Origin of the sequence: Herbivorax alkaliphila (genome assembly GCF_030848475.1) — a bacterium.
Classification (GTDB): Bacteria; Bacillota; Clostridia; order Acetivibrionales; family Acetivibrionaceae; genus Herbivorax.
Window position 1 is genome coordinate 1 of the sequence record NZ_JAVDDS010000011.1, and the last position, 22,200, is coordinate 22,200.

The window sequence follows — 22,200 nt, forward strand, 5'->3', positions numbered from 1 at the left end:
AGCTAAATAATATATAAGACTTTATTTATTTGATTTTTTGTTATATAATCGTAGTAATTATAGAGGAAAAATAAAACAATCTATTTAGGGGGGTTTATAATGGGAGTAAAAATTAAATGTGTTTCTTATTTACTAATTATTTGTATTTTGATGACTGGGTTGCAACCTTTTGCATCTGAAAGTACAAATCAAAATCAGGCTTTTCCTGATATCAAAGGTCATTGGGGCAGCGATGTTATAGAGAAGTTTTTAGACAACAATTGGGTTGTAGGTTATGACGATGGACTGTTTCGTCCAGACAGGCTAGTAACCAGAGCAGAGTTTACAGCTATGGTTGTAAACATATTTAGGGAAGAAGAAAAGATAGAAGGAAGTACTTTTACAGACGTAAATGAAAATGACTGGTTTTATAATGCCGTGTCTTATGCAGCAAGTGAAGGTTTAATAGCTGGATATGATGATGAAACATTTAAACCAATGGAAAATATGCAAAGGCAGGATGCAGCTGTACTTGTATCCAGACTTTTCGAAGTAGATTTTTTTGAAGGTGCATCCGAGTTTGAATTTAAAGATGAAGATGAATTTTCTGAATATTCATATCAAAGCATAAAAAATCTTGCATCTTATGATATAGTTCAAGGTTATCCTGATGGAAAATTTAAACCGTTTAATTTAATAACAAGGGCAGAAGCAGTTCAAATGTTGAACGTGGTGCTTGATTATATCGAGGTACCAGAATGGACAATGCCACCGTTAATTCCACCAGAAACGCCAGAGTCAACAGAGAAGCCAACTCCAGAGCCAACGGAGGAACCAACGCCTACTCCATATGTGAGAAGGGATACACCACGAAGGACAACGCCATCTACTCCAAGACCAGTACATCGTACATATACTACAACAGAAGATTTTAATGAAGGAGAACTTTATAATGTAAGTACTGAAATAGAGGACAGGCTGGTACTTGAAAAGCAAGATGTAGAAACTATTGAAAGAGATTTTAGAACTACAGAAATGGTATATGGTAAAAGTGGAGACCCCATACATATTGAAGTTAATCAGAAGGTGAATAAGTCTGTGTTAATGCCGGGCGAGGATTCAGTTGAGACAAACTTTAACCTTTTTGGACATGGAACACCTGATATGCCTGAGAGAAATCCTGTTGACCTTATACTTGTAATTGACCGTTCAGGAAGTATGAGAGGGAATAGGTGGAGTGCTGCTGTAGAAGCTTCTAAGCACGTACTTAATCACATTGGGGAAGAAGACAGAGTTGGAATAGTTCTTTTTAGTTCTAATGCACAGATTCATAGTGGATTAGAAGGTGATATAGATAAAATAAGTGAAGCGATAGATTCAATGCCAGGACCAAGTGGAGCTACTGCTATTGGAGCAGGTTTGCAACAGGCAATAGCTGAATTTGAGGAAGAAAGCTCACCAGAAAGAAGCAAGAGTATACTTCTTTTGTCTGATGGAGGAGAAAATAGATGGAGTATAAGCCGGGTTATAGAACAAGCTGAGATAGCAAATGAAAATGGAATAATAGTGCATTCAGTAGGTTTAGGTTCAGGAATTGACGAATCACTGCTTTTAGAAATATGTGAAATTGGAGGAGGAACGTATAAATTTAGTCCTACAGAAGAGGAATTAGGGGCAATGATGGAATATATTGCAGAGGCAGTGTTTGATGCTTCTGGAAGAAATGTTGTACTAGAGACAACAATATTAAAAGATAATGTAGTAGATTTTGAAGTATTACCTGAACCAACAAATATAATTGAAAATGAAGATGGAAGTTCTAAGTATCAGTGGAATTATGGAAGATTGAGAATGGGGCAGGAAGAAGATATATTATTATCTTTTGATTTTGAAGATCTTGTAAGTAGTACGCAAAAGACCATTTTAGAAAATACAACACTTGAGTACACTGATAGAAATAATGATAGGATTATTATAGAGGTAGATGATGTGTCACTTCCAGTTAGTGAGCATGTAGGATATGGAACATGGAGTGTTGTATTTGACAGTAAAAGATCAAATACACAATGGGGAAGTATTTATTGGAATGACAAGATATATAGTGATGATAAAATAAGTGTGGAAGTATCAACAAGTAGTGATGGAGAAGATTATTGCGAGCCTTTGGAAGTTTCAAATTATAGTACTTTTGATATAGAAGAAGGAAGGTATATAAAGGCTTTAGTTGAATTTGAGATTTCAAGTGACGGTTTTAGCCCTGAACTATTAGACCTTACAATAGGGTCAAAAGGATTTGAAATACCAACGCCGGAACCGACGCCAGAACCAACGCCGGAACCGACACCAGAACCGACACCGGAACCAACGCCAGAACCAACGCCGGAACCAACGCCAGAACCAACGCCGGAACCGACTCCAGAACCAACGCCGGAACCGACACCAGAACCGACACCGGAACCAACGCCAGAACCAACGCCGGAACCGACACCAGAACCAACGCCAGAACCAACACCAGAACCAACGCCAGAACCGACGCCGGAACCAACACCAGAACCAACACCAGAACCAACACCAGAACCAACGCCAGAACCAACGCCAGAACCGACGCCAGAACCAACGCCAGAACCAACACCAGAGCCAACGCCGGAACCGACGCCAGAGCCAACACCAGAAATTGATTTTGAAAGACCAATTGTTGAGTTATCTGCAAAGCCTGAGATAGTTGATGTTGGAAATGATGTTCATATTTCTATAATTGCTACTGATAATGTAGAGGTTGTAGAGACAAAGCTCATTATAAATGAAACTGAGGTTGAGCTGGACGAATTTGGAGAAGCTACATATACATCAGATACACCAGGTGTGTTAGATGTGAATGCTTATGCATATGATGAAGCAGGAAATAAAGGATATTCAACAAAAGAAATAAGATTTATTGAGGAAGGTGATGATGTACCTTTAGACGTTTCTATTGACTCGCCAGAAGAACATTCTCAAATTAATATGCCGGTAGAAGTTGTTGGAACAGCAAGTAGTGAAAAACTTACCAGATACATACTTGAGTATTCAATAAAAGATGCTAATCAATTTATTGAGTTTGCAAGAGGTACTAAACCTGTTGAAAATGACGTATTAGGTACCATTGATCCAACATTAATGGAAAACGGTTTTTATGATATTAGGCTTACAGCAGAAGATACAAGTGGAAAGTACATAGAAACATATACTACATGGCAAATTGATGGAGAAACAAAAGTAGGTAACTTTAGTATGGAATTTGAAGACTTAACAATACCAATGGCAGGCATTCCAATAACAATTAACAGAAAATATGATAGTCGAAATAAACAAAAAGGTGATTTTGGTATTGGTTGGACTTTAGGGATTAGTGATATTAAAATAACTACCAGTGGTGTTTTAGGTGAAGATTGGCTTGAGATTGTTAGACCAGAGGGCTTTTTAGGTAGTAATATATATGATATTGTACCTTCAAAGCCTCGTGAGGTAATGGTAACGTATCCAGACGGAAGAAAAGATGAGTTTTATGTTAAATTAAATCCTGACCATAGTGAATTATATCCAATACGTCAAACATCAGTGAGTTTTTTACCTAAAAAAGGTACTTTTTCACAACTTGAGGCATTAGGGAATAATGAATGTATGCTAGATAAATCAAGTAGTGGCGATGTAGAACTTATTGATGATACAAGTGGGATGCTATATAATCCTACAAGATTTAGGCTTACAACATCTGATGGAATGGAATTGATAATAAGTAAAACAAATGGGATTCAGAGAATCACTGATAAAAATGGAAATGAAATAACTGTAGGTAGGGATGGAATAATTCATTCAAGTGGAAAGAGCGTTTTGTTTGAAAGAGATTCAGAAGGTCGAATTACTTCTATCGAAGATCCAATTGGGAATGTAATAACATATGAATATGATTATTATGGGGATCTTGTAAAAGTAACAGATCAGGAAGGTCATTTAACAAGATTTACATATAATTCAACTCATGGTCTTGTAGATATAATAGATCCAAGAGGAGTTAAAGCAGCACGGAATGAGTATGACGATGAAGGTAGAATTATAAAGCATATAGATGCAAATGGAAATGAAATAGAATACTTAAGGGACACAGAAGCACGGCAGGAAGTAGTTATAGATAAAAATGGAAGGCAGAGTGTATCTTACTACGATGAAAATGGAAATGTTATTGAAGAAACAAATTCTCTAGGACATACTACTTCATATACATATGATTCCAATAATAATGTTGCTTCAGAAACTGATGCTCTTGGAAATACAACAGAGTACACATATGATGAAATGGGAAATTTAAAAATCAAAAAGGATCCTTTAGGACATACAGTTGAATATGAGTATGATGAAATTGGAAGGATTCTTTCAATAAAAGATGCTAATGGAAATACAATGGAAAATGATTTTGACGAAAAAGGTAATTTGACATTGGTTAAGGATTTTTCAGGCCAGTACCACAAATATACCTATGATTCAAGTGGAAATATTATAAGCATCGAGGATAGTATGGGAAACGTTTTAGAATATACATATGATAATATGGGGAATAGAATTTCTCAAAAAGATGTTTCTGGAACAGTGACTAATTATAGCTATGATAAAAACGGAAATATAATTACAAAAACGGTTGTTGCACAAACTTCTGAAGGATTAGAAGAAAGTACAATAAGTTATGTCTATGATGCTATGAACCGATTGATTGAAACTATTGATCCATATGGAAATAGTGAAAAAATAGAATACAATTCTATAGGAGAAAAGTCTCGTGCTATTGATAAAAAAGGAAATGTAACTGAATACGAATATGATTATATGGGAAATGTAACAAAAGTTATTTATCCTGATAACACAGAAGAGACTTATAAATATGATGTTGAAGGCAGAAAAACATCCTTTGTTGATAGAGCTGGCAGAGAAGAAACATATACTTATGATGCTTTAGGAAGGCTTATAAAGACAACTTATGCTGATGGAACTTGGCTGGAAAAAGAGTATGATAAGGCAGGACGAATTACTAAAGAGACAGATGCAAAGGGAAGTACTACTTTATATAGTTATGATGAGGCTGGAAGAAATACGTCTGTAACAGATGCAGATGGAAATACAACATATTATAAGTATAATGCAAGAGGCGATATAATAGAAATGATTGATGCACGAGAAAACAGAGTAAAATATGAAAGAGATGCACTGGGAAGAGTAATACGTAAAACATACGAAGATGGTACTTTTATGCAATATGAGTATGATGCAAATGGAAGAAAAATATCAGAGACAGATCAAGCTGGAAATGTAACAAAATTTCAATATAATTGGAGAGGAAATGTTATAAAAGTAACAGATACCTTAGGTAATGAAACTGTATTTGAGTACGACCATTTAGGAAATCTAATATCTCAGACAGATGCAGAAGGTAAAACTACTAGATTTGAATATGATAAACTGGGAAGAAGAACAAAAAGAATTTTACCTATGGGAATGTCAGAGTCTTTCGAATATGATAAAATGGGGAGATTGAAATCTCATACAGACTTTAACGAAAATACTATTAAGTATGAGTATGATGTAAATGGAAGGCTTGTAAAGAAAGAATTTCCGGACGATTCTATTGAAGTATATACTTATACGGATACAGGAATGCGTGAAACAGTACAGGACTCAAGAGGGATTACAGAATATCAGTATGATTTAATGGATAGACTTATAAGAGTAGAAAACCCTGATGAGTCATGGATAGAATATGATTATGATGAAGTTGGCAACAAAACAGTTGTAAAAACTTCTAATGGTAAGACAACTTATGAGTATGATGCTTTAAATAGACTTATTAAGGTAGTTGATTCGTCGGGAAATGAGACATTGTATGATTATGATTCTGTTGGAAACCGTAAAAGCATTGAAAATGATAATGGTACAATTACAGAATATAAATATGATGAACTAAATCGATTAGTTGAGCTAATAAATAAAAAAGATTCCGGTGAAGTTTTATCTTCATATAAGTATGAGCTTGGGGAAGCTGGAAATAGAACTAAAATCATAGAAAATGATGGAAGGGTAGTGGAGTATGTTTATGATGACTTATACCGACTTGTTAGTGAAACAATAAATGAACCTGATTCAGATAGCAGGACTATTTATTATGAATACGACAAAGTAGGAAACAGATTATCAAAAACAGATGATGAAGATGTAACATTGTATGTTTATGATGATAATGATAGGTTGATAGAAGAGGGAGAACATACATACAAATACGACAAAAATGGAAATATGGTTGAAAAGACAGATGGGGAAGTTTCTAAAAAGTATACTTATGACTATCAAGACAGATTGATAAAAGTTACCAAAGCAGACCAGAATACAACAGAAAAAGTAGAGTATTCTTATGATGTAGATGGTACAAGAATTAAAAAGGTATCTAATGAAATGGTAAGTACTTATCTAGTGGACGATAATAGGGAATATTCACAGGTATTAGAAGAGAGAGATGGTGAAGGAGAACTGGTTGTAAGATATACTTATGGCGATGACTTAGTAAGCCAAAAAAGAGGAGAAGAGATTAGTTATTATCAATTTGATGGGCTTGGAAGTACAAGAATTCTTACAGACTCTGATGGAAACATTACTGATAAATATAACTACGATGCATTTGGAAATATAATATTTAGAGAAGGCGAAACAGTTAATGAATTTTTCTTTACGGGAGAACAGTATGACATCAATGTTGGTTTTTATTATTTGAGGGCAAGGTGGTATAGCCCTTCTGCAGGAAGATTCATAAGTATGGATGAACATCCAGGAGCTATATATGATCCACGAACTTTAAACAAATATACTTATTGTGGCAATAATCCATCAAACTATATTGATCCATCAGGAGAATTCTTTTTAATACAGATTACAATAACTCTTCCAACTTTAAAATCTGTGCGAGTAAATCATACTAAGATGAATTTAAATATACTTAAAGACAGTATAGATATAGCTTATTATGTTATAGAACCTGCGGCAAGATCTCAAGAAGTATATTTACAGGGTATTTTAGCAGGAAATTTTGAATTAGCTGATGCTTATACTTCAGCAAGGATGCTGCAAGCACAAGGCTTTAGACTGATTGGAGAATCTATATTGGATAATATTAGGGAAACATTAAGGAATACGGTGGGTATTAAAGTTGAGTTTGAATTTTTAAATCCAATTTTAGAAAGAGCAAGAAAGGACGTAGAAGAAGCTAAGAAAATTAAAGGATATATAGAAAAATACAACGATTATGTTGAGAGGTTAGAAAGAGGAGAATTTTCTGAAGTTGCAAGGGATGGTTTATTTAAATTTGCAGATGTAGTGTTGGATGGTCTATAAAAAAGTCATTTAAAAAACCTCCTTTATAGTTGATAATTCAATTATAAAGGAGGTTTTTTTATAAAAAATAATAATATTAAAGATAACTGCAGATACTCAATTTAGGTAAAGTATAATATCTCAGTAATAGAAGGGAGAGAACTATTTTTTGCCAAAAAAGACTACAGTTATACTTGGTGCAGGATTTTCAAAAAATTCTGGATTGCCTTTACAGTCAGATTTTTCTAATCATTTAATAGAAAGATATTCTATTGATGATTTTGATAAAACAGCCAGCACAATAATAGAAAAATATATGGAAAATGTTTTTGGGTATTCAAAGGGAAATGTATTTCCTCAACTGGATGATATATTAACATCCATTGATATAGCAATTAATTCAGGACATAATCTAGGATTAAAATATTCTCATGTACATTTAGAGGCAATAAGAAAGGTTATTGTATACAAAATTATTTCTATACTTGATGGATTTTATAAATACTCTGAGCATGCTGCAAATTTTATAAGGCTGCTTCTAAATAAATATGATGAAATAAATTTTATTACATTAAACTGGGACACTGTCTTAGAAAAGTATATTTGTGGCCTTGAAGAAAATATAGATATAGATTATGCAAATGGCGGAGAAGAATTTAAAAAGGCATATAATTTATTAAAAATAAGCAAAGTTATAAAAGTTATAAAAGTTCATGGTTCATGCAACTGGATGTATTGTAATAATTGCAGGATGCTTGTAAATGATATAAAAAATGATATTTCGCCACTTAAAAGAACAGGTTTTACTAAAAAGGATATCATGCTTCTTAATGATTTAGAAGGAATAAATATTACTGATAATAAAATAGATAATACAAAGTGTTTTCATTGTGAAAATATTTTATCATCCCATATAGCCACTCAGAGTTATAAAAATTCTTTTAAAGTCAATTCTTTTTCTAATGTCTGGAGCGAAGCTGAAAAACTACTTACAAGTTCAAATAAATGGATTTTTGTAGGTTATTCATTGACCCAAATTGATTATGAATTCAAACATCTTTTAAAAATAGCAGAACTAAAGCTTTCTCATAAAAGAGATAAAGATTTAATTATCGATGTGGTTTTATTAAATAGCAATTTAACAATATCAAAATATAAAAGTTTTTTTGGAGATAAAATCAATATGGTTTGTAATAAAGGAATTGGAGAATATATAAATTATCTTTAAAACCTTTTAATTTGAGAATTTAATGGTATAATGTTTTTAAAAAGATAATGAAAAAGAGGTACAGTGTAATGGATTTTAATATAAATAATGCAAGACATGAAGTGACAGCAGTTAAGCCTTCACAATATCCTGTCAGTGATATACCGGAGGTTACTTTTGTGGGAAGATCAAATGTAGGAAAGTCCTCTTTGATTAATTCTCTTTTAAATAGAAAAAAATTGGCAAGAGTTGCAGCTACACCAGGAAAAACACAGGTGATAAATTTTTATAATATAGACGATACATTATACTTTGTAGATCTTCCAGGGTATGGATATGCCAAAGTGTCAAAATCGGTGCAAGCTTCTTGGGGGCAGTTTATTGAAACTTATTTAACCAAAAGAGAACAGCTAAAGTTGGTTGTTATGCTTGTTGATATAAGACATTCTCCTTCTTCTAATGATAAGATAATGCATGATTGGATTTTGAGTATGGGATTTCCTTATATTATAGTTGCAACAAAACTAGATAAAATTCCTCGCTCAAAAGTACAGCAGAGATTATCTGATATAACTAAAACGTTAGGTCTAGATAGTTCTATAAATCTAATTCCCTACTCTTCTGAGACAAAGCAGGGAAAAGATAAATTATGGAATGAGATTATAACTTATTTTTAAATATAGGTGTGGTCTTTTGAAATTTTAAAAATAATACTTGTGTTATATAAAAATAATATGTACAATATAAATATGAAAAGTGAATATTTCAGCTAGGGGTGCCTTGTGGCTGAGAAAGAGTAAAGAACTCTTAACCCTTTGAACCTGACGCGGATAGTGCCGTCGTAGGGAAGCCTTATTTAATCGTGTTTTTAAAATTATGCTTGCCTACAAAAGGTGAGCTTTTTTTGATTTAATACATCTTTGTGAAATTTGGAGGTGATAATTTGGTTATATCACTAAATGGTAAAAAGATAGAAATTGAAGAGGGAATAACTTTAAAAGAACTTATAAACAAAAAAGGGCTTGAGCCTGACAGAATAGTTGTTGAATACAATTATCAGGTTTTGAATCAATGTGAATGGGAGAAAACTATTTTAAAAGAAAATGATAATCTTGAAGTTTTAAGATTTGTAGGGGGAGGCTAAATAATGAATGATAAATTAATTATTGGAGGAGTAGAAATCAAAAGCAGACTTTTTGTGGGAACAGGTAAATTTTCTTCAAATAGAATGATTCCTGATGTTATTAGGAGTTCTAATGCTCAGGTTATTACTGTTGCATTAAGAAGAATTGACTTTGATTCAGAAGAAGAAAATATGCTAAATCACATTCCTAATGAGTGTACTTTAATGCCTAATACTTCAGGAGCAAGAAATGCAGAGGAAGCTGTAAGAATTGCAAGGCTTGCAAGGGCTGCTGGGTGTGGTAATTTTATAAAAATTGAGGTTATTTCAGATAACAAATATCTTCTTCCAGATAACCATGAGACAATTAAGGCAACTGAAATTTTATCTAAAGAAGGATTTACAGTGATGCCCTATGTTAGTCCAGATTTAATGGATGCAAAGAGACTTGTAAATGCAGGTGCTGCTTCAGTAATGCCATTAGGTGCTCCGATAGGCACAAATAAAGGGCTGAAAACAAAGGAAATTATTAAAATATTAATTGATGAAATTGATTTGCCTATTATAGTGGATGCAGGAATAGGAAAACCATCTGAAGCTTGTGAATCTATGGAACTTGGAGCAGATGCGGTGCTTGTCAACACTGCTATAGCAACAGCAAAAAATCCTGTTTCAATGGGAGAAGCATTTGCAAAAGCAGTGTCAGCTGGAAGAATAGCATATCTTTCGGGCACTGGTGCAGTTAAGGAATATGCAGAGGCTTCCTCACCTCTTACTGGTTTTTTAGCATAAAAAGATTAAGAGGTGGAATTTCAAATACAGAAGTCTTAGAATAAGATAAAGTGAAAGTGTTGATATCAAAGGGGGATGATAATGAGTTTTTATAATGAATACATAAAGTACAGGGATTTTGATTTTGATGATTTTTTTAATAAGTTATCTGATAATGATGTTTTAAGGTCAATTAATAAAGAAAGGCTTAATGAATATGATTTTTTGACTCTTTTATCAAAAAGGGCAGAAAAATATTTAGAGCAGATGGCACAAAGAGCAAATGAACTTACACTGCAACATTTTGGAAAGGTAATATTTTTATATACTCCTTTATACTTAGCAAATTTTTGTGTAAACCAATGTTCTTACTGTGGGTTTAATATAACAAATAAAATTACAAGAAAGAAGCTTGAAATGGATGAAGTTGAAAGGGAAGCTAAAAAGATATCCGAGACAGGTTTAAAGCATATTTTGATATTGACTGGCGAATCAAAAGAAAATACACCTGTAAGTTATATAAAAAGCTGTGTAAAAGTTTTAAAAAAATACTTTACATCCATAACAATAGAAATTTATCCTTTGAGTACAGAGGAATATGGAGAAGTGATTGAGGCTGGAGTTGACGGTCTTACAGTATATCAGGAAGTGTATAATGAAGATACTTATGATAAGCTTCACATAAGTGGGCCTAAGAAAAACTACAAGTTTAGATTGGATGCGCCTGAGAGAGCTTGCATGGCAACAATGAGAAGTGTAAATATTGGAGCACTTTTAGGACTTGAAGACTGGAGAAAGGAAAGCTTTTTTACAGGCCTGCATGGTGATTATCTTCAAAATAAATACTTAGATACTGAAGTATCAGTTTCTCTTCCAAGAATAAGACCTCATACAGGGGATTTTAATTCTATATTTTATGTAGAAGATAAAAACATAGTTCAAATAATGCTGGCGTTAAGATTATTTATGCCAAGAGCAGGTATTACAATATCTACAAGAGAAGATGCGGAATTTAGAGATAATCTTATAGGGCTAGGTGTTACCAAAATGTCCGCTGGTTCTTCAACAGAAGTGGGAGGACATACATTGGATGAAAAAAGTGATGGTCAGTTTGATATATCAGATCAAAGAAGTGTTGAAGAAATGAAGGATACAATTTATAAAAAAGGTTTTCAACCTGTATTTAAGGATTGGCAGGCAATATTTTAAAAAACTAAAATAAATGATGTAAAGGACTATATTAAGAAGAGTTTTTTACTTATAATTTTAAAGGTAATAGAAAATGGTGATTATTTATGTATAATGATTTTGAAAAGGGGCTTTTAGGCTTCATTGGAGAAGAGCAGCTTAAAAAACTTCAAAATGTAAAAATAGCAGTGGCAGGAGCAGGTGGATTAGGTTCTAATTGTGCGTTTAACCTTGTTAGAAGTGGTTTTAAAAAATTTAAAATAGTGGATTTTGATGTGGTTGAACCGTCAAATCTAGACAGACAGTTTTTCTTTTTAGATCAAATAAATATGCCTAAGGTTGAAGCTTTAAAAGAAAATTTAAAAAGAATTAACCCGGATATTGAAATTGAAGCAGTTTGTAAAAAGGTTACCGGGGAAAATATAAAAGAATTATTTTGCCATTTTGATGTTGTAGTTGAAGCATTTGATAAAGTTAAATATAAAAAGTTAATTGTAGAAAATTTTTTATTATCAGATAAACTTTTAGTTTGTGCGTCAGGACTTGCAGGATGGGGAAACAGTGATAATATAAGAATTCGGGAGGTTCATGACAAATTTTATATGATAGGTGATTTTGTCACTGAAGTAAGCGAAAATGCACCTCCAATATCTCCAAAGGTAAATATTGCTGCTGCAAAACAGGCTGATGTGATTTTAAGTTATTTCTTAAAAGAAGGAGGGGTGTGATAAAAATGGATGAATTTTATAGAATAATTGATGCCAATGTAAACAGGGCATCTGAAGGGATAAGAGTTTTAGAAGATTTAGCACGGTTTTACTATGATGATAAAGATATAAGTAAAAGATTAAAGGAAATAAGACATGGAATAAGAAAAGAGGTTATGGATTTTTTTCCATACCTTTTAGAGGGAAGAGATTCTATAAAAGATGTAGGAGTAGATGTGTCAAAAGAACTTGAAATTGACAACAAAGTTTCTATTAAAGAACTTATGACAGCTAATTTCAAAAGACTTCAGGAAGCTCTTAGAACCATAGAAGAAAACTTAAAGGTAATTGATAAATATAAGCTTTCAAAAGTTTATGAGGGTTTTAGATTTGATACATATCAGCTGGAAAAAGATTTTTTTAAAAAAATTTTCCAGCAAAAAAAGAGATCTAATTTATTGAAAGGACTTTACTGTATAACTGCCCATGAGTTTTCAAAAGGTCGAAGCAATATAGAAGTTGTAGAAAACATTATAAAAGCAGGAGCTAAAATAGTTCAGTACAGGGAAAAAGATAAAAGTTTTATTGATATGTATAAAGAGTGTACAAAAATAAGAGAGATGACCAAAAGAGCAGGGGTGACATTTATAATAAATGACTATGTTGATATGGCAATGATAGTTAAAGCTGATGGAGTACATTTAGGACAGGATGATTATCCAGTTCAAAAGGTAAGGAATCTAGTAGGAGAAGATATGATTATAGGACTTTCAACTCATTCACCAAAGCAGGCTCAGGATGCAGTGGGGCAGGATGTAGACTATATTGGTGTTGGACCGATATATAAAACCTATACAAAAAAGAATGTGTGTGATCCAGTAGGGCTTGAGTACTTAGAATATGTAATTAAAAATATTGACATTCCATATGTAGCAATAGGTGGTATAAAAGAGAACAACTTAAGTGAGGTCTTATGTAAGGGAGCTAAGTGTATTTCTATGGTTACAGAAATTACAGAGGCAAAAGATATTGAAGAAAAAGTAAAAAAAATAAATAGAAAGATTTTGGAAGGGGAAATGTAAAATGTATACAACACAAATGGATGCAGCAAAAAAAGGCATCATGACAGATGAAATGAAAATTGTAGCAAAAAAAGAAAAAAAGAGTGCTGAGGAAATTCAAAAGCTTATTGCAGAAGGAAAGATAATAATACCTGCAAATAAAAAGCATAAAAGTCTTGATCCTGAGGGGATAGGAGAGGGTCTAAAAACCAAGATAAATGTAAACTTAGGAATTTCAAAAGATTGTTGTGATTTTCAGTTAGAGATAGAAAAGGTCAAAAGAGCAATTGATTTAAAGGCTGAGGCAATTATGGATCTTAGTTCATATGGAAAAACCCAGGAATTTCGTCAGCAGGTTGTAAAAATTTCACCAGCTATGATTGGTACAGTTCCTGTATATGATGCAGTGGGTTTTTATGATAAAGATTTAAAAGAAATAACATCAAAGGAGTTTTTAGATGTTGTAAAAAAACATGCCAGTGATGGTGTAGATTTTATGACAATACATGCAGGAATAAATAGGGAAACAGCCAGACGATTTAAAGAGAACAAAAGACTTACAAATATTGTTTCAAGAGGCGGTTCATTAATGTTTGCCTGGATGGAAATCACAGGGAATGAAAACCCGTTTTATGAGCACTATGATGAATTATTAGATATTCTTTTGGAATATGATGTTGCTATAAGCCTTGGCGATGCATTAAGACCGGGAAGCATAAATGATTCTACAGATGCATCTCAAATAGAAGAGCTTATTGTTTTAGGAGAGCTTACTAAAAGAGCATGGAAGAAAAATGTTCAGGTAATGATAGAAGGTCCGGGGCATATGGCTATAAATGAAATTGCTGCCAATATGGTTCTTGAAAAGAGACTGTGTCACGGAGCTCCATTTTACGTTTTAGGTCCAATTGTTACTGATATAGCACCAGGGTATGATCATATTACAAGTGCTATTGGAGGAGCTGTTGCAGCTGCAAATGGAGCCGATTTTTTATGTTATGTTACACCTGCTGAACATTTGAGACTTCCAGATGTTGATGATATGAAAGAGGGAATAATTGCAACAAAAATAGCTGCTCATGCTGCAGATATAGCAAAGGGAATTAAAGGTTCTAGAGAATGGGACTATAAAATGAGTGAAGCGAGAAAAAATTTAGATTGGGAGAGAATGTTTGAACTTTCAATTGACAATGAGAAGGCAAAGAAGTATAGAGAAAGTTCAATTCCAGAAGATAAAGATACCTGTACAATGTGTGGAAAAATGTGTGCTGTCAGAAATACAAACAAAGCATTAAAAGGAGAAGATGTAAGTATTATTTAAATGAGTTACTGGTAATAAAGGGGCATAAGGGGGGGCGCCCCTTTATTTTTCTATATAAATTAAAAAGTAAATTGCAAAAATATTGAGAAAAATGTGTTACAATAAATATTATAAAATTTTGTTACACTTATTTTTAAAAATATGGTACCATCCTCTAACAAAAAACTGCAGTTAACACCTGCAGTATACAATATATATATATAGAGGAAAAAGTACTTAAAAAGTTCTCTGTACAATTATAGTATATAACATTTTTAATTAATTGTTAACTGTCATAATGACCAAAATTTAAAAAAAATACATCTTTTTTTTGGTTATAGTGATATAAGGAGGATACAGATGTTTTTTTTAAATACAAATAGCGATGAGATATATTTTAAAAATGTAGAATTAAATCAGCTTATTAAGATACATAAATGGTACAACAATATTGGAGAATATAGGTTTGCCACAGGAGTTGACATCCCAATAACCTTTGATGATATGTTAAGGAAGTATTTTAACATTATGTCCTCATCTGAAGAGTTTTTTGTGGGAATATATAATGTTTTGGATAATATGGTAGGATTGTTAAAAGGTAGGGTTATCTTTAAAGAAAAGGTTGTATGGATAAAAACTCTTATGGTTGGAACTGAATTTAGAGGTAAGGGTTATGGGAAAAAGACGGTAAATTTATTATTGGATTACCTTATAAAAAAAACCGATGTAAAAAAAATATATCTCACTGTAGCCAAGGAAAATAAGAGGGCATGTGACTTTTGGAAAAAGCAAGGATTTGAAGAAGTAGAAAACCATATTAATTCAAATGAAAAAAAAATCAAATTGCTATTTTTATGTAAAAACATACAAAAGGTTTATTAACATAAACAAAATGTCGATAATTATTATATATGCCGATGTATTTAATTTATGTAAATGAAAATATGAAAGAAACTTTTGGACATATCTTGAAAAATGTTAAACATTATGTAAAGCAAATAGCTTCTTAAAGGGGGTGAGCCGAAACCTAGGTGAGAAATAAATTTGACAAAAAAAAATCATAAGGTTATAATTAATTTTAATTGGGAATTTGGTAAATGTATTGTTTTACAAAAGCGTTTTACAAGAGCATAGTCAAGGTTTTTATGTATGTTTTTGTAAGCCTGAAGTACAAAGGAATTAGGAGGCTTTAATTGATGTTAAGTTTTAAAAGAATGTTTCTGTACATAACCTCTTTTGTTTTTCTTGTGTCAGTCTGGACAACTCTGTCATATGCTCAAAGTGAAAACACAGAAGTAATAACCGCTAATGTCTTTAATAAAGAACAATCTGAAAGCAATTTAATAGAATTCTTAAATAAAAATTCAATTGGTATACAGGGCAATTTTAATGAACTGTATAGATCTGCTTATAATAATATGATGGCAAATAGTATTTTGTCAGATGAAGATACTAAAGAAATTTTAGCTGAAACCGATAAAGAAAGTGAAGAAGAAATTGAAAAGCAAACAGGAGTAGTTACTGCTTCGGCATTAAATGTAAGAAAAGGAGCAGGTACTGGTTTTGAAAAAGTAGACACTGTAATGAGAAATGAAGCAATAACAATAGAAGGTCAAGATGATAACTGGTATAAAATTGTTACAGATTCTGGAACTAAAGGTTGGGTTTATGCTTCTTATGTTTCCACCGTTCCTCAAAACGTTGCAACTAGAGGTGGAAGTTCAGGTTCAAGAAGTTCAGATGATGTAGTAAAACTTAGAAGTGATATAGTAGAGGATTCTAAAAACTATCTAGGTGTAAGCTATGTTTATGGTGGAAGTAGTCCAAGTGGATTTGATTGTTCTGGATTTGTGTGGTATGTTTTCAAAAATCACGGTATTGATTTAAATAGAGTGGCGTCAGATCAAGCAAACCAAGGAAGCTGGGTTGCAAAAGAGGATCTTATTCCTGGAGATTTAGTGTTTTTTGATACCAGAGGAAATGCAAGTTATATAAATCATGTTGGAATTTATATAGGCAGAGGAGAGTTTATTCATGCATCTTCTGGACGTAATGCCGGTTGTGTTGTAATAAGTGATTTGACCACTGGCTTTTATCAGAGGACATATATGACTGCTAGAAAATTTTTTTAAATGAGTTTTATAATATCTTTAGGTGAGAAAATATAAACTTTTCTCACCTAAAGAATGTCTTAGAAATAACGCTCCATTCTAAAGGATAAAATCCCGATGATTTAACGGGTTTTGGACTATGAGAATGGGATGTTGTTTTTCAGCCTAATAAACATATGAAAAATGATATTTTAATATTATTGAAATCAAAAGTGCTGTGTCAAAATTTAGCTTAAAAAATTAATTAATGCGAGGTGCTTATGAAAAGACCTCTTATTATTTTTTCCCTGTCACTCATGGCTGGTATACTAGTATCACATCTAATACAATCCTATTTATTTATAATTTTTTCTTTTTTAATAATCTTATTAATTTTACTTGTCTTGTTTCAAATTAAGGATAAAAAAAGTTTCATGCTATTTGGAATAGCTCTATTTTATTTAATTGGTGGAGTGAGCTTTTTATATAACTATAACAATAATCTTAACAAGTACCTTGAGTATGACCAAGAGCATGTAACAATAAAAGGGTATATTGGTTCTGAACCTGATATTAAAGAATCTAGAGTTACCTATATAATAAATACTGAAGAAATAATATTAAGAGATGAAAGAATACAGATTAAAGGAAAAGTACGGCTTTCTACTTTAAATGATACTGAGCTTATCCAGTATGGAAGGGAAGTTTTAGTATCAGGGCGTTTAAACATTCCAACTGGGCGAAGAAATCCAGGGGGATTTGATTTTAGAAACTATCTTAATCAGTCTAAAATATCAGCTACAATGTTTGCAACAGAACAAAATATAGATGTTAAAGATGGATATAAAGGCAATTTAGCAGTTAAATATGGACTGGCTTTAAGAGAAAGGGTTTTAAATGTCATAAATAAAAGCCTACCTCCTTCACAGGCTGCACTTTTAAATGCAATCCTATTAGGATGCAAGAGTGATTTAGGAGACGAAGTTGAAGGAATGTTTAGAGGTGCCGGGCTGGCTCATGTTATTGTGGTTTCAGGAATGCATGTAGGTTATATTCTTTTGGGTCTGGTGATTTTTTTTAGAAAATGTAAAGTAAAAAGAAGCTTTGCAAATATAATTATAATTATTATTTTGTGGGGCTATGCATTAATGACAGGGTTTGGGCCTTCTGTTATTAGAGCTGTTATTATGGCGTCTGTAGTTTTAATAGGTCAGATAATAAAAAGGGAAGCGGATGTATTAAACAGCATCTTTTTTGCAGCTCTTATTATGCTTTTATACAACCCAGCTTTTCTTTTTAGTGTTGGTTTTCAATTATCTTTTATTGCAACAATTTCAATTGTATTATTTTACAAAAACATAAAAGAGCTACTTGATAATGAAATATTACCTCAATACATAACTGGTATTATTTCCTTGACGCTGGCAGCTCAATTAGGAGTAATACCGGTTGTTGCATTTTATTTTAATGAGATATCTTTAGTGTCGGTTATATCCAATGTTTTAGTTGCACCGGTAGTTGGGATTATCACAATTTTAGGTTTGGTTATGGCAGTTTTAGGTCAGATACATATATTTTTTTCCCAGGCAGTGGGTTTGTGTAACAATGCACTTCTTAGCTTTGTACTTTTTGTTTCAAGTAGAATTTCCTCTCTTCCATTTGCGACAGTGAGAGTTATAACTCCTTCGATATTATTTATTGGAGCTTACTATACCTGTTTGTTTTATTTTTTCTGGTATAAACCCAAATATAAAGTACAGTTAATGTTAAAGCATCGTGTCATAATTGGAGTAAGTGTCTTTATTGTAATTTTGATAAATTTATTTATACCAAAAGGGCTTGAAGTTGTTTTTTTAGATGTGGGGCAGGGGGATAGTGCATTTATAAGGACAGAGTCTGGCAAAACGGTATTGATTGATGGAGGAGGATACTTAGATGCTGATGATGATTCAAATATTGGAGATGATGTAGTTATACCATTTCTTTTAGATTATGGGGTTACCAAGCTTGACGTTGTTGCTGTAACTCATGGACATATCGACCATACTCAAGGTTTAGAGCCGGTGCTTGAAAGTTTTGATGTGTCAAACTTTATAATTCCGGATGTTCCAGTAATGGATGGACTTGAGGAGCTTTTAAGAATAGCTAAAGAAAGGGATATTAATATTGAAAGTTGTAAAAAAGGTGATATAATTGATTTGGACAGAAAAACTCATTTTAAAGTTTTGCATCCAAAGAGAGATTTTTATATTAATGAATCGGCTTTAAATAACAACTCATTAGTGCTAAAATTGTATTATGAAGATGTAAGCATGTTATTTACAGGAGATATTGAAATTGAGGCAGAAAGGATGCTTATAGATGATGAAGTCTTTATGGAGTCAGATGTGTTAAAAGTTGCACATCATGGTTCGGGAAGTTCTACTACACCAGAGTTTTTAGAAAGGGTTAATCCATTAGTTGCCGTTATAAGCGTTGGGAGAAATAATTTTGGACACCCATCAAGTGATGTGTTAGATCTTCTAAAAGGACAAGAAGTCCATGTATTAAGAACTGATAAAGATGGTGCTGTGATAGTTAAGTCCGATGGAGAAGAAATAAGAGTTTTTAATTATAGATAGGGAGTGAATAAACACCTGTTTATAAATGAAACTTTATTACTTGGTTATTTTTAAGCAAATTAAAGGTAGGTATGGTGTTATAGTATGAGTGTTAAAATGTTGAAGGAAGAAATAAAGAAAAATAATTTAAAAAATCTATATATTTTTTATGGAGAAGAAGAATATTTAAAAAAATATTATATAGAAAAGATTGAAGATATTATCTTAAAAGATGATGTTACAAACCTTAATAAAATAGTATTAGATGGAAATGCAGAAGTTGATAAAATAATAGAAGCATGTGAGACTATGCCAGTTTTTTCACAGCAAAAGCTTGTTGTTGTAAAAAAGTCAGGTAAGTTTAATAAAAAGGGTGGTTCAAAGTCAAAAAGCAGTGAAAATGACCAATTGTCTAAATATCTAGAAAATGTTCCACCGTATACATGTTTGATATTTTATGAAGAGAGCATTGATAAAAGGCTAAAGATTGTTGGCAGTATTAAAAAGAATGGACTTTTGGTTGAATTTTCATATTCAAAGCAACCAGATTTAGTTAAGTGGGTTATTAAAGTATTAAAGTCTTACAAAAAGAGAATTGATTTAAATACCGCATCCTATTTAGTAAGCATAAGTGAACCTGGGATGGTTGAAATATTAAATGAAATAGAAAAATTGGTATCTTTTCTAGGTGAAAAAGAAAACGTTGAAATTAAAGATATTGATAAAGTCTGTACAAAGTCTATTAAAAGCAGAATATTTGATTTAGTAGATGCAGTTGCTGAGAAAAAAATAAATATAGCATTAAAGCTTTTAAATGATATGATTATGTTGAAAGAGCCGTTGCCTAAAATACTTTTTATGATTGCCAGACAGCTAAGGCTTATACTTCAGATGAAACTTTTGTGCAATGATGGGTTAGACAAAAAAGCAGCATGTTCTAAAATGAAGATAACTCCCTATGTAGGAAACAAAATATATAGTCAGGCAAGAAGTCTTTCTACTGACAAAGTTAAAGATGGCATGAAAGAAGCAATGGAGCTTGATTTAGCGATAAAGACAGGAAAGATAAATGATAGAATAGCAACAGAAATTCTTATTTATAAATTAGCAGAATAAAAACAAATAAAAAAAACGTACTTTTTGTACGTTTTCTTATTTATTTAGTAGAATTTAAGGCTTTTGCAAGTTTAGATTTCATTTTCGCAGCAGTGTTTTTATGAACAACATTTCTAGCCACTGACTTATCTATAGCCTTTACAGCATCCTTAAAACTATCTGCAGCTTTTGCATCTGAACCAGCAATAGCTTCCTTACACTTTTTTATTTTTTTCCTCAAAGACGATTTTCTTATATTGTTTTTAAGTGTTTTATGTTCTGTTATACGAACTCTTTTCATAGCAGATTTTATATTTGGCAACTCATTCACCTCCTGCGAGTTAATTAACAAAAATCATTTTATCATGAATATATCTAAATTGCAAGGGAAATTATTCATTTTGTTTGCGTTGAAAAAGCTTAGTTATTATTTAGGGAATATTTGATGAAAAATGAGTTTTATAGCTAATGTGTTGATTTTTTATTTATTAGGTATTATTTCTAAATTATATGAAAAAATAATAGTTGATATATAAATTAATTACGAAAGGAATGATTGATTTGAGTAAAAATGTTAGAACTGATTTGGTTTTAGAGGCTCATGAACTGATAAAAGAAAAAGAGTTAAATGAAAAAAAAGATCCACCAGGCGTTGATGTGGATAACAGTGGTACTGAGGATATAAAGATAACAAGAGTAAAGGTGACATCGCCTGTAGGAGAAGAGGCAATAGGAAAACCAATGGGCAATTATGTTACACTGGAAGTTCCAAAGCTAAAAGAAAATGATCAAACTTTGTATGAAGATACATGTAAAGCTTTAGCAAAGGAATTTGACAGAATATTAAATTTGAATTCAAATTCTACAATTTTAGTGGTTGGATTAGGGAATTGGAATGTTACGCCAGATGCTCTAGGACCAAAAACCCTATCAGAACTTATGGTTACAAGACATTTGTTAGAATATATTCCTAAAGAAGTAGACGAAGGGGTGAGGCCTGTATGTGCAGTAGCACCTGGTGTGCTGGGGATTACAGGTATTGAAACAGGTGAGATAATTAGAGGAATTGTAGACAGGGTAAAGCCTGATGTAGTCATAGCAATAGATGCACTGGCTTCAAGACGAATGGAGCGTGTAAATACAACCATTCAAATAGCAGATACAGGTATCTCACCGGGGTCAGGAGTTGGAAACAAGCGTATGGCACTTTCTAAAGAAACTCTTGGGGCACCTGTTATAGCAATAGGAGTTCCCACTGTTGTTGATGCGGCAACAATGGCTAATGATACAATTGACAAAGTGATAGACAGCCTAATAAATGAGTCTAAAGAAGAAAAAGATTTTTACAATATGCTAAAGAATATAGACAGAGGTGACAAATATCAATTGATACAGGAAGTGTTACAGCCATATGTTGGGAATTTAATTGTAACACCTAAAGAAATTGATGATGTCATTGACAGGGTTGCAAAAGTAATAGCAAATGGACTAAATATTGCACTACATCAAGGTATAAACTTAGATGATGTGAACAGATACTTACAGTGATTTTTCTGTAATAAAAATTTGTGGATAATAAACAAGTTATCCTTCCCCTGTTAGTGAGACGGTTATTTTAGAACATAAAAAGATTATATGAAAAAAATGCAACTTATGAAAAAAATAGAATATGGACAAATTGATAAAATTGTTC

At 32.3% G+C, this 22,200-nt stretch carries 15 protein-coding genes and 1 riboswitch; of the genes, 14 read left to right on the top strand and 1 reads right to left on the bottom strand.

Annotated elements, in window-relative coordinates; genetic code table 11:
* Positions 1 to 99: 99 nt before the first annotated feature.
* From RBH29_RS05685 to holA, 13 genes are all read left to right on the top strand, one after another.
* Positions 100 to 7,386, top strand: coding sequence for an S-layer homology domain-containing protein (locus RBH29_RS05685; RefSeq protein ID WP_306695807.1), 7,287 nt, complete (start codon positions 100 to 102; stop codon positions 7,384 to 7,386).
* Between the two features lie 148 nt (positions 7,387 to 7,534).
* On the top strand, positions 7,535 to 8,593 hold the full coding sequence (locus tag RBH29_RS05690) for an SIR2 family protein (RefSeq protein WP_306695808.1): 1,059 nt from the start codon (positions 7,535 to 7,537) through the stop codon (positions 8,591 to 8,593).
* 68 nt (positions 8,594 to 8,661) lie between these two features.
* Positions 8,662 to 9,249 carry a ribosome biogenesis GTP-binding protein YihA/YsxC gene (yihA, locus tag RBH29_RS05695; protein WP_373463296.1) on the top strand — a complete coding sequence of 196 codons (588 nt, stop codon included), beginning with the start codon at positions 8,662 to 8,664 and terminating at the stop codon, positions 9,247 to 9,249.
* Positions 9,250 to 9,333: 84 nt separating this feature from the next.
* Positions 9,334 to 9,437: riboswitch (TPP riboswitch) on the top strand.
* 57 nt (positions 9,438 to 9,494) lie between these two features.
* Positions 9,495 to 9,716: a sulfur carrier protein ThiS gene (gene thiS, locus RBH29_RS05700; protein WP_373463297.1), complete on the top strand. Its 222-nt coding sequence runs from the start codon at positions 9,495 to 9,497 to the stop codon at positions 9,714 to 9,716.
* Positions 9,717 to 9,719: 3 nt separating this feature from the next.
* A complete protein-coding gene (locus RBH29_RS05705) occupies positions 9,720 to 10,487 on the top strand; it encodes a thiazole synthase (RefSeq protein WP_306695810.1) in 768 nt (255 codons plus the stop codon).
* Positions 10,488 to 10,568: 81 nt separating this feature from the next.
* Positions 10,569 to 11,675 (top strand): 2-iminoacetate synthase ThiH, encoded by a 1,107-nt coding sequence (gene thiH / locus RBH29_RS05710; protein ID WP_306695811.1) that lies wholly within the window; start codon positions 10,569 to 10,571, stop codon positions 11,673 to 11,675.
* 86 nt (positions 11,676 to 11,761) lie between these two features.
* Entirely contained in the window at positions 11,762 to 12,382 is a 621-nt protein-coding gene (gene thiF / locus RBH29_RS05715) for a sulfur carrier protein ThiS adenylyltransferase ThiF (protein ID WP_306695812.1), read from the top strand.
* A gap of 5 nt (positions 12,383 to 12,387) precedes the next feature.
* Positions 12,388 to 13,443 (top strand): thiamine phosphate synthase, encoded by a 1,056-nt coding sequence (locus tag RBH29_RS05720; RefSeq protein ID WP_306695813.1) that lies wholly within the window; start codon positions 12,388 to 12,390, stop codon positions 13,441 to 13,443.
* A 1-nt stretch (position 13,444) separates the two neighbouring features.
* Complete coding sequence (gene thiC, locus RBH29_RS05725; protein WP_306695814.1) at positions 13,445 to 14,743, top strand: phosphomethylpyrimidine synthase ThiC; 1,299 nt, start codon at positions 13,445 to 13,447, stop codon at positions 14,741 to 14,743.
* A 339-nt stretch (positions 14,744 to 15,082) separates the two neighbouring features.
* Positions 15,083 to 15,604, top strand: coding sequence for a GNAT family N-acetyltransferase (locus RBH29_RS05730; RefSeq protein ID WP_306695815.1), 522 nt, complete (start codon positions 15,083 to 15,085; stop codon positions 15,602 to 15,604).
* A 314-nt stretch (positions 15,605 to 15,918) separates the two neighbouring features.
* A complete protein-coding gene (locus RBH29_RS05735; protein ID WP_306695816.1) occupies positions 15,919 to 16,854 on the top strand; it encodes a C40 family peptidase in 936 nt (311 codons plus the stop codon).
* A gap of 275 nt (positions 16,855 to 17,129) precedes the next feature.
* A complete protein-coding gene (locus tag RBH29_RS05740) occupies positions 17,130 to 19,433 on the top strand; it encodes a DNA internalization-related competence protein ComEC/Rec2 (protein ID WP_306695881.1) in 2,304 nt (767 codons plus the stop codon).
* Between the two features lie 84 nt (positions 19,434 to 19,517).
* Positions 19,518 to 20,528, top strand: a complete 1,011-nt coding sequence (holA, locus tag RBH29_RS05745) for a DNA polymerase III subunit delta (RefSeq protein WP_306695817.1) — start codon at positions 19,518 to 19,520, stop codon at positions 20,526 to 20,528.
* Between the two features lie 40 nt (positions 20,529 to 20,568).
* On the opposite strand, the gene rpsT is transcribed toward holA, so the two are convergent.
* A complete protein-coding gene (gene rpsT / locus RBH29_RS05750; RefSeq protein ID WP_306695818.1) occupies positions 20,569 to 20,829 on the bottom strand; it encodes a 30S ribosomal protein S20 in 261 nt (86 codons plus the stop codon).
* Between the two features lie 230 nt (positions 20,830 to 21,059).
* On the opposite strand from rpsT, the gene gpr reads away from it, so the two are divergent.
* Positions 21,060 to 22,055: a GPR endopeptidase gene (gpr, locus tag RBH29_RS05755; protein WP_306695819.1), complete on the top strand. Its 996-nt coding sequence runs from the start codon at positions 21,060 to 21,062 to the stop codon at positions 22,053 to 22,055.
* The last annotated feature ends 145 nt before the right edge of the window (positions 22,056 to 22,200 follow it).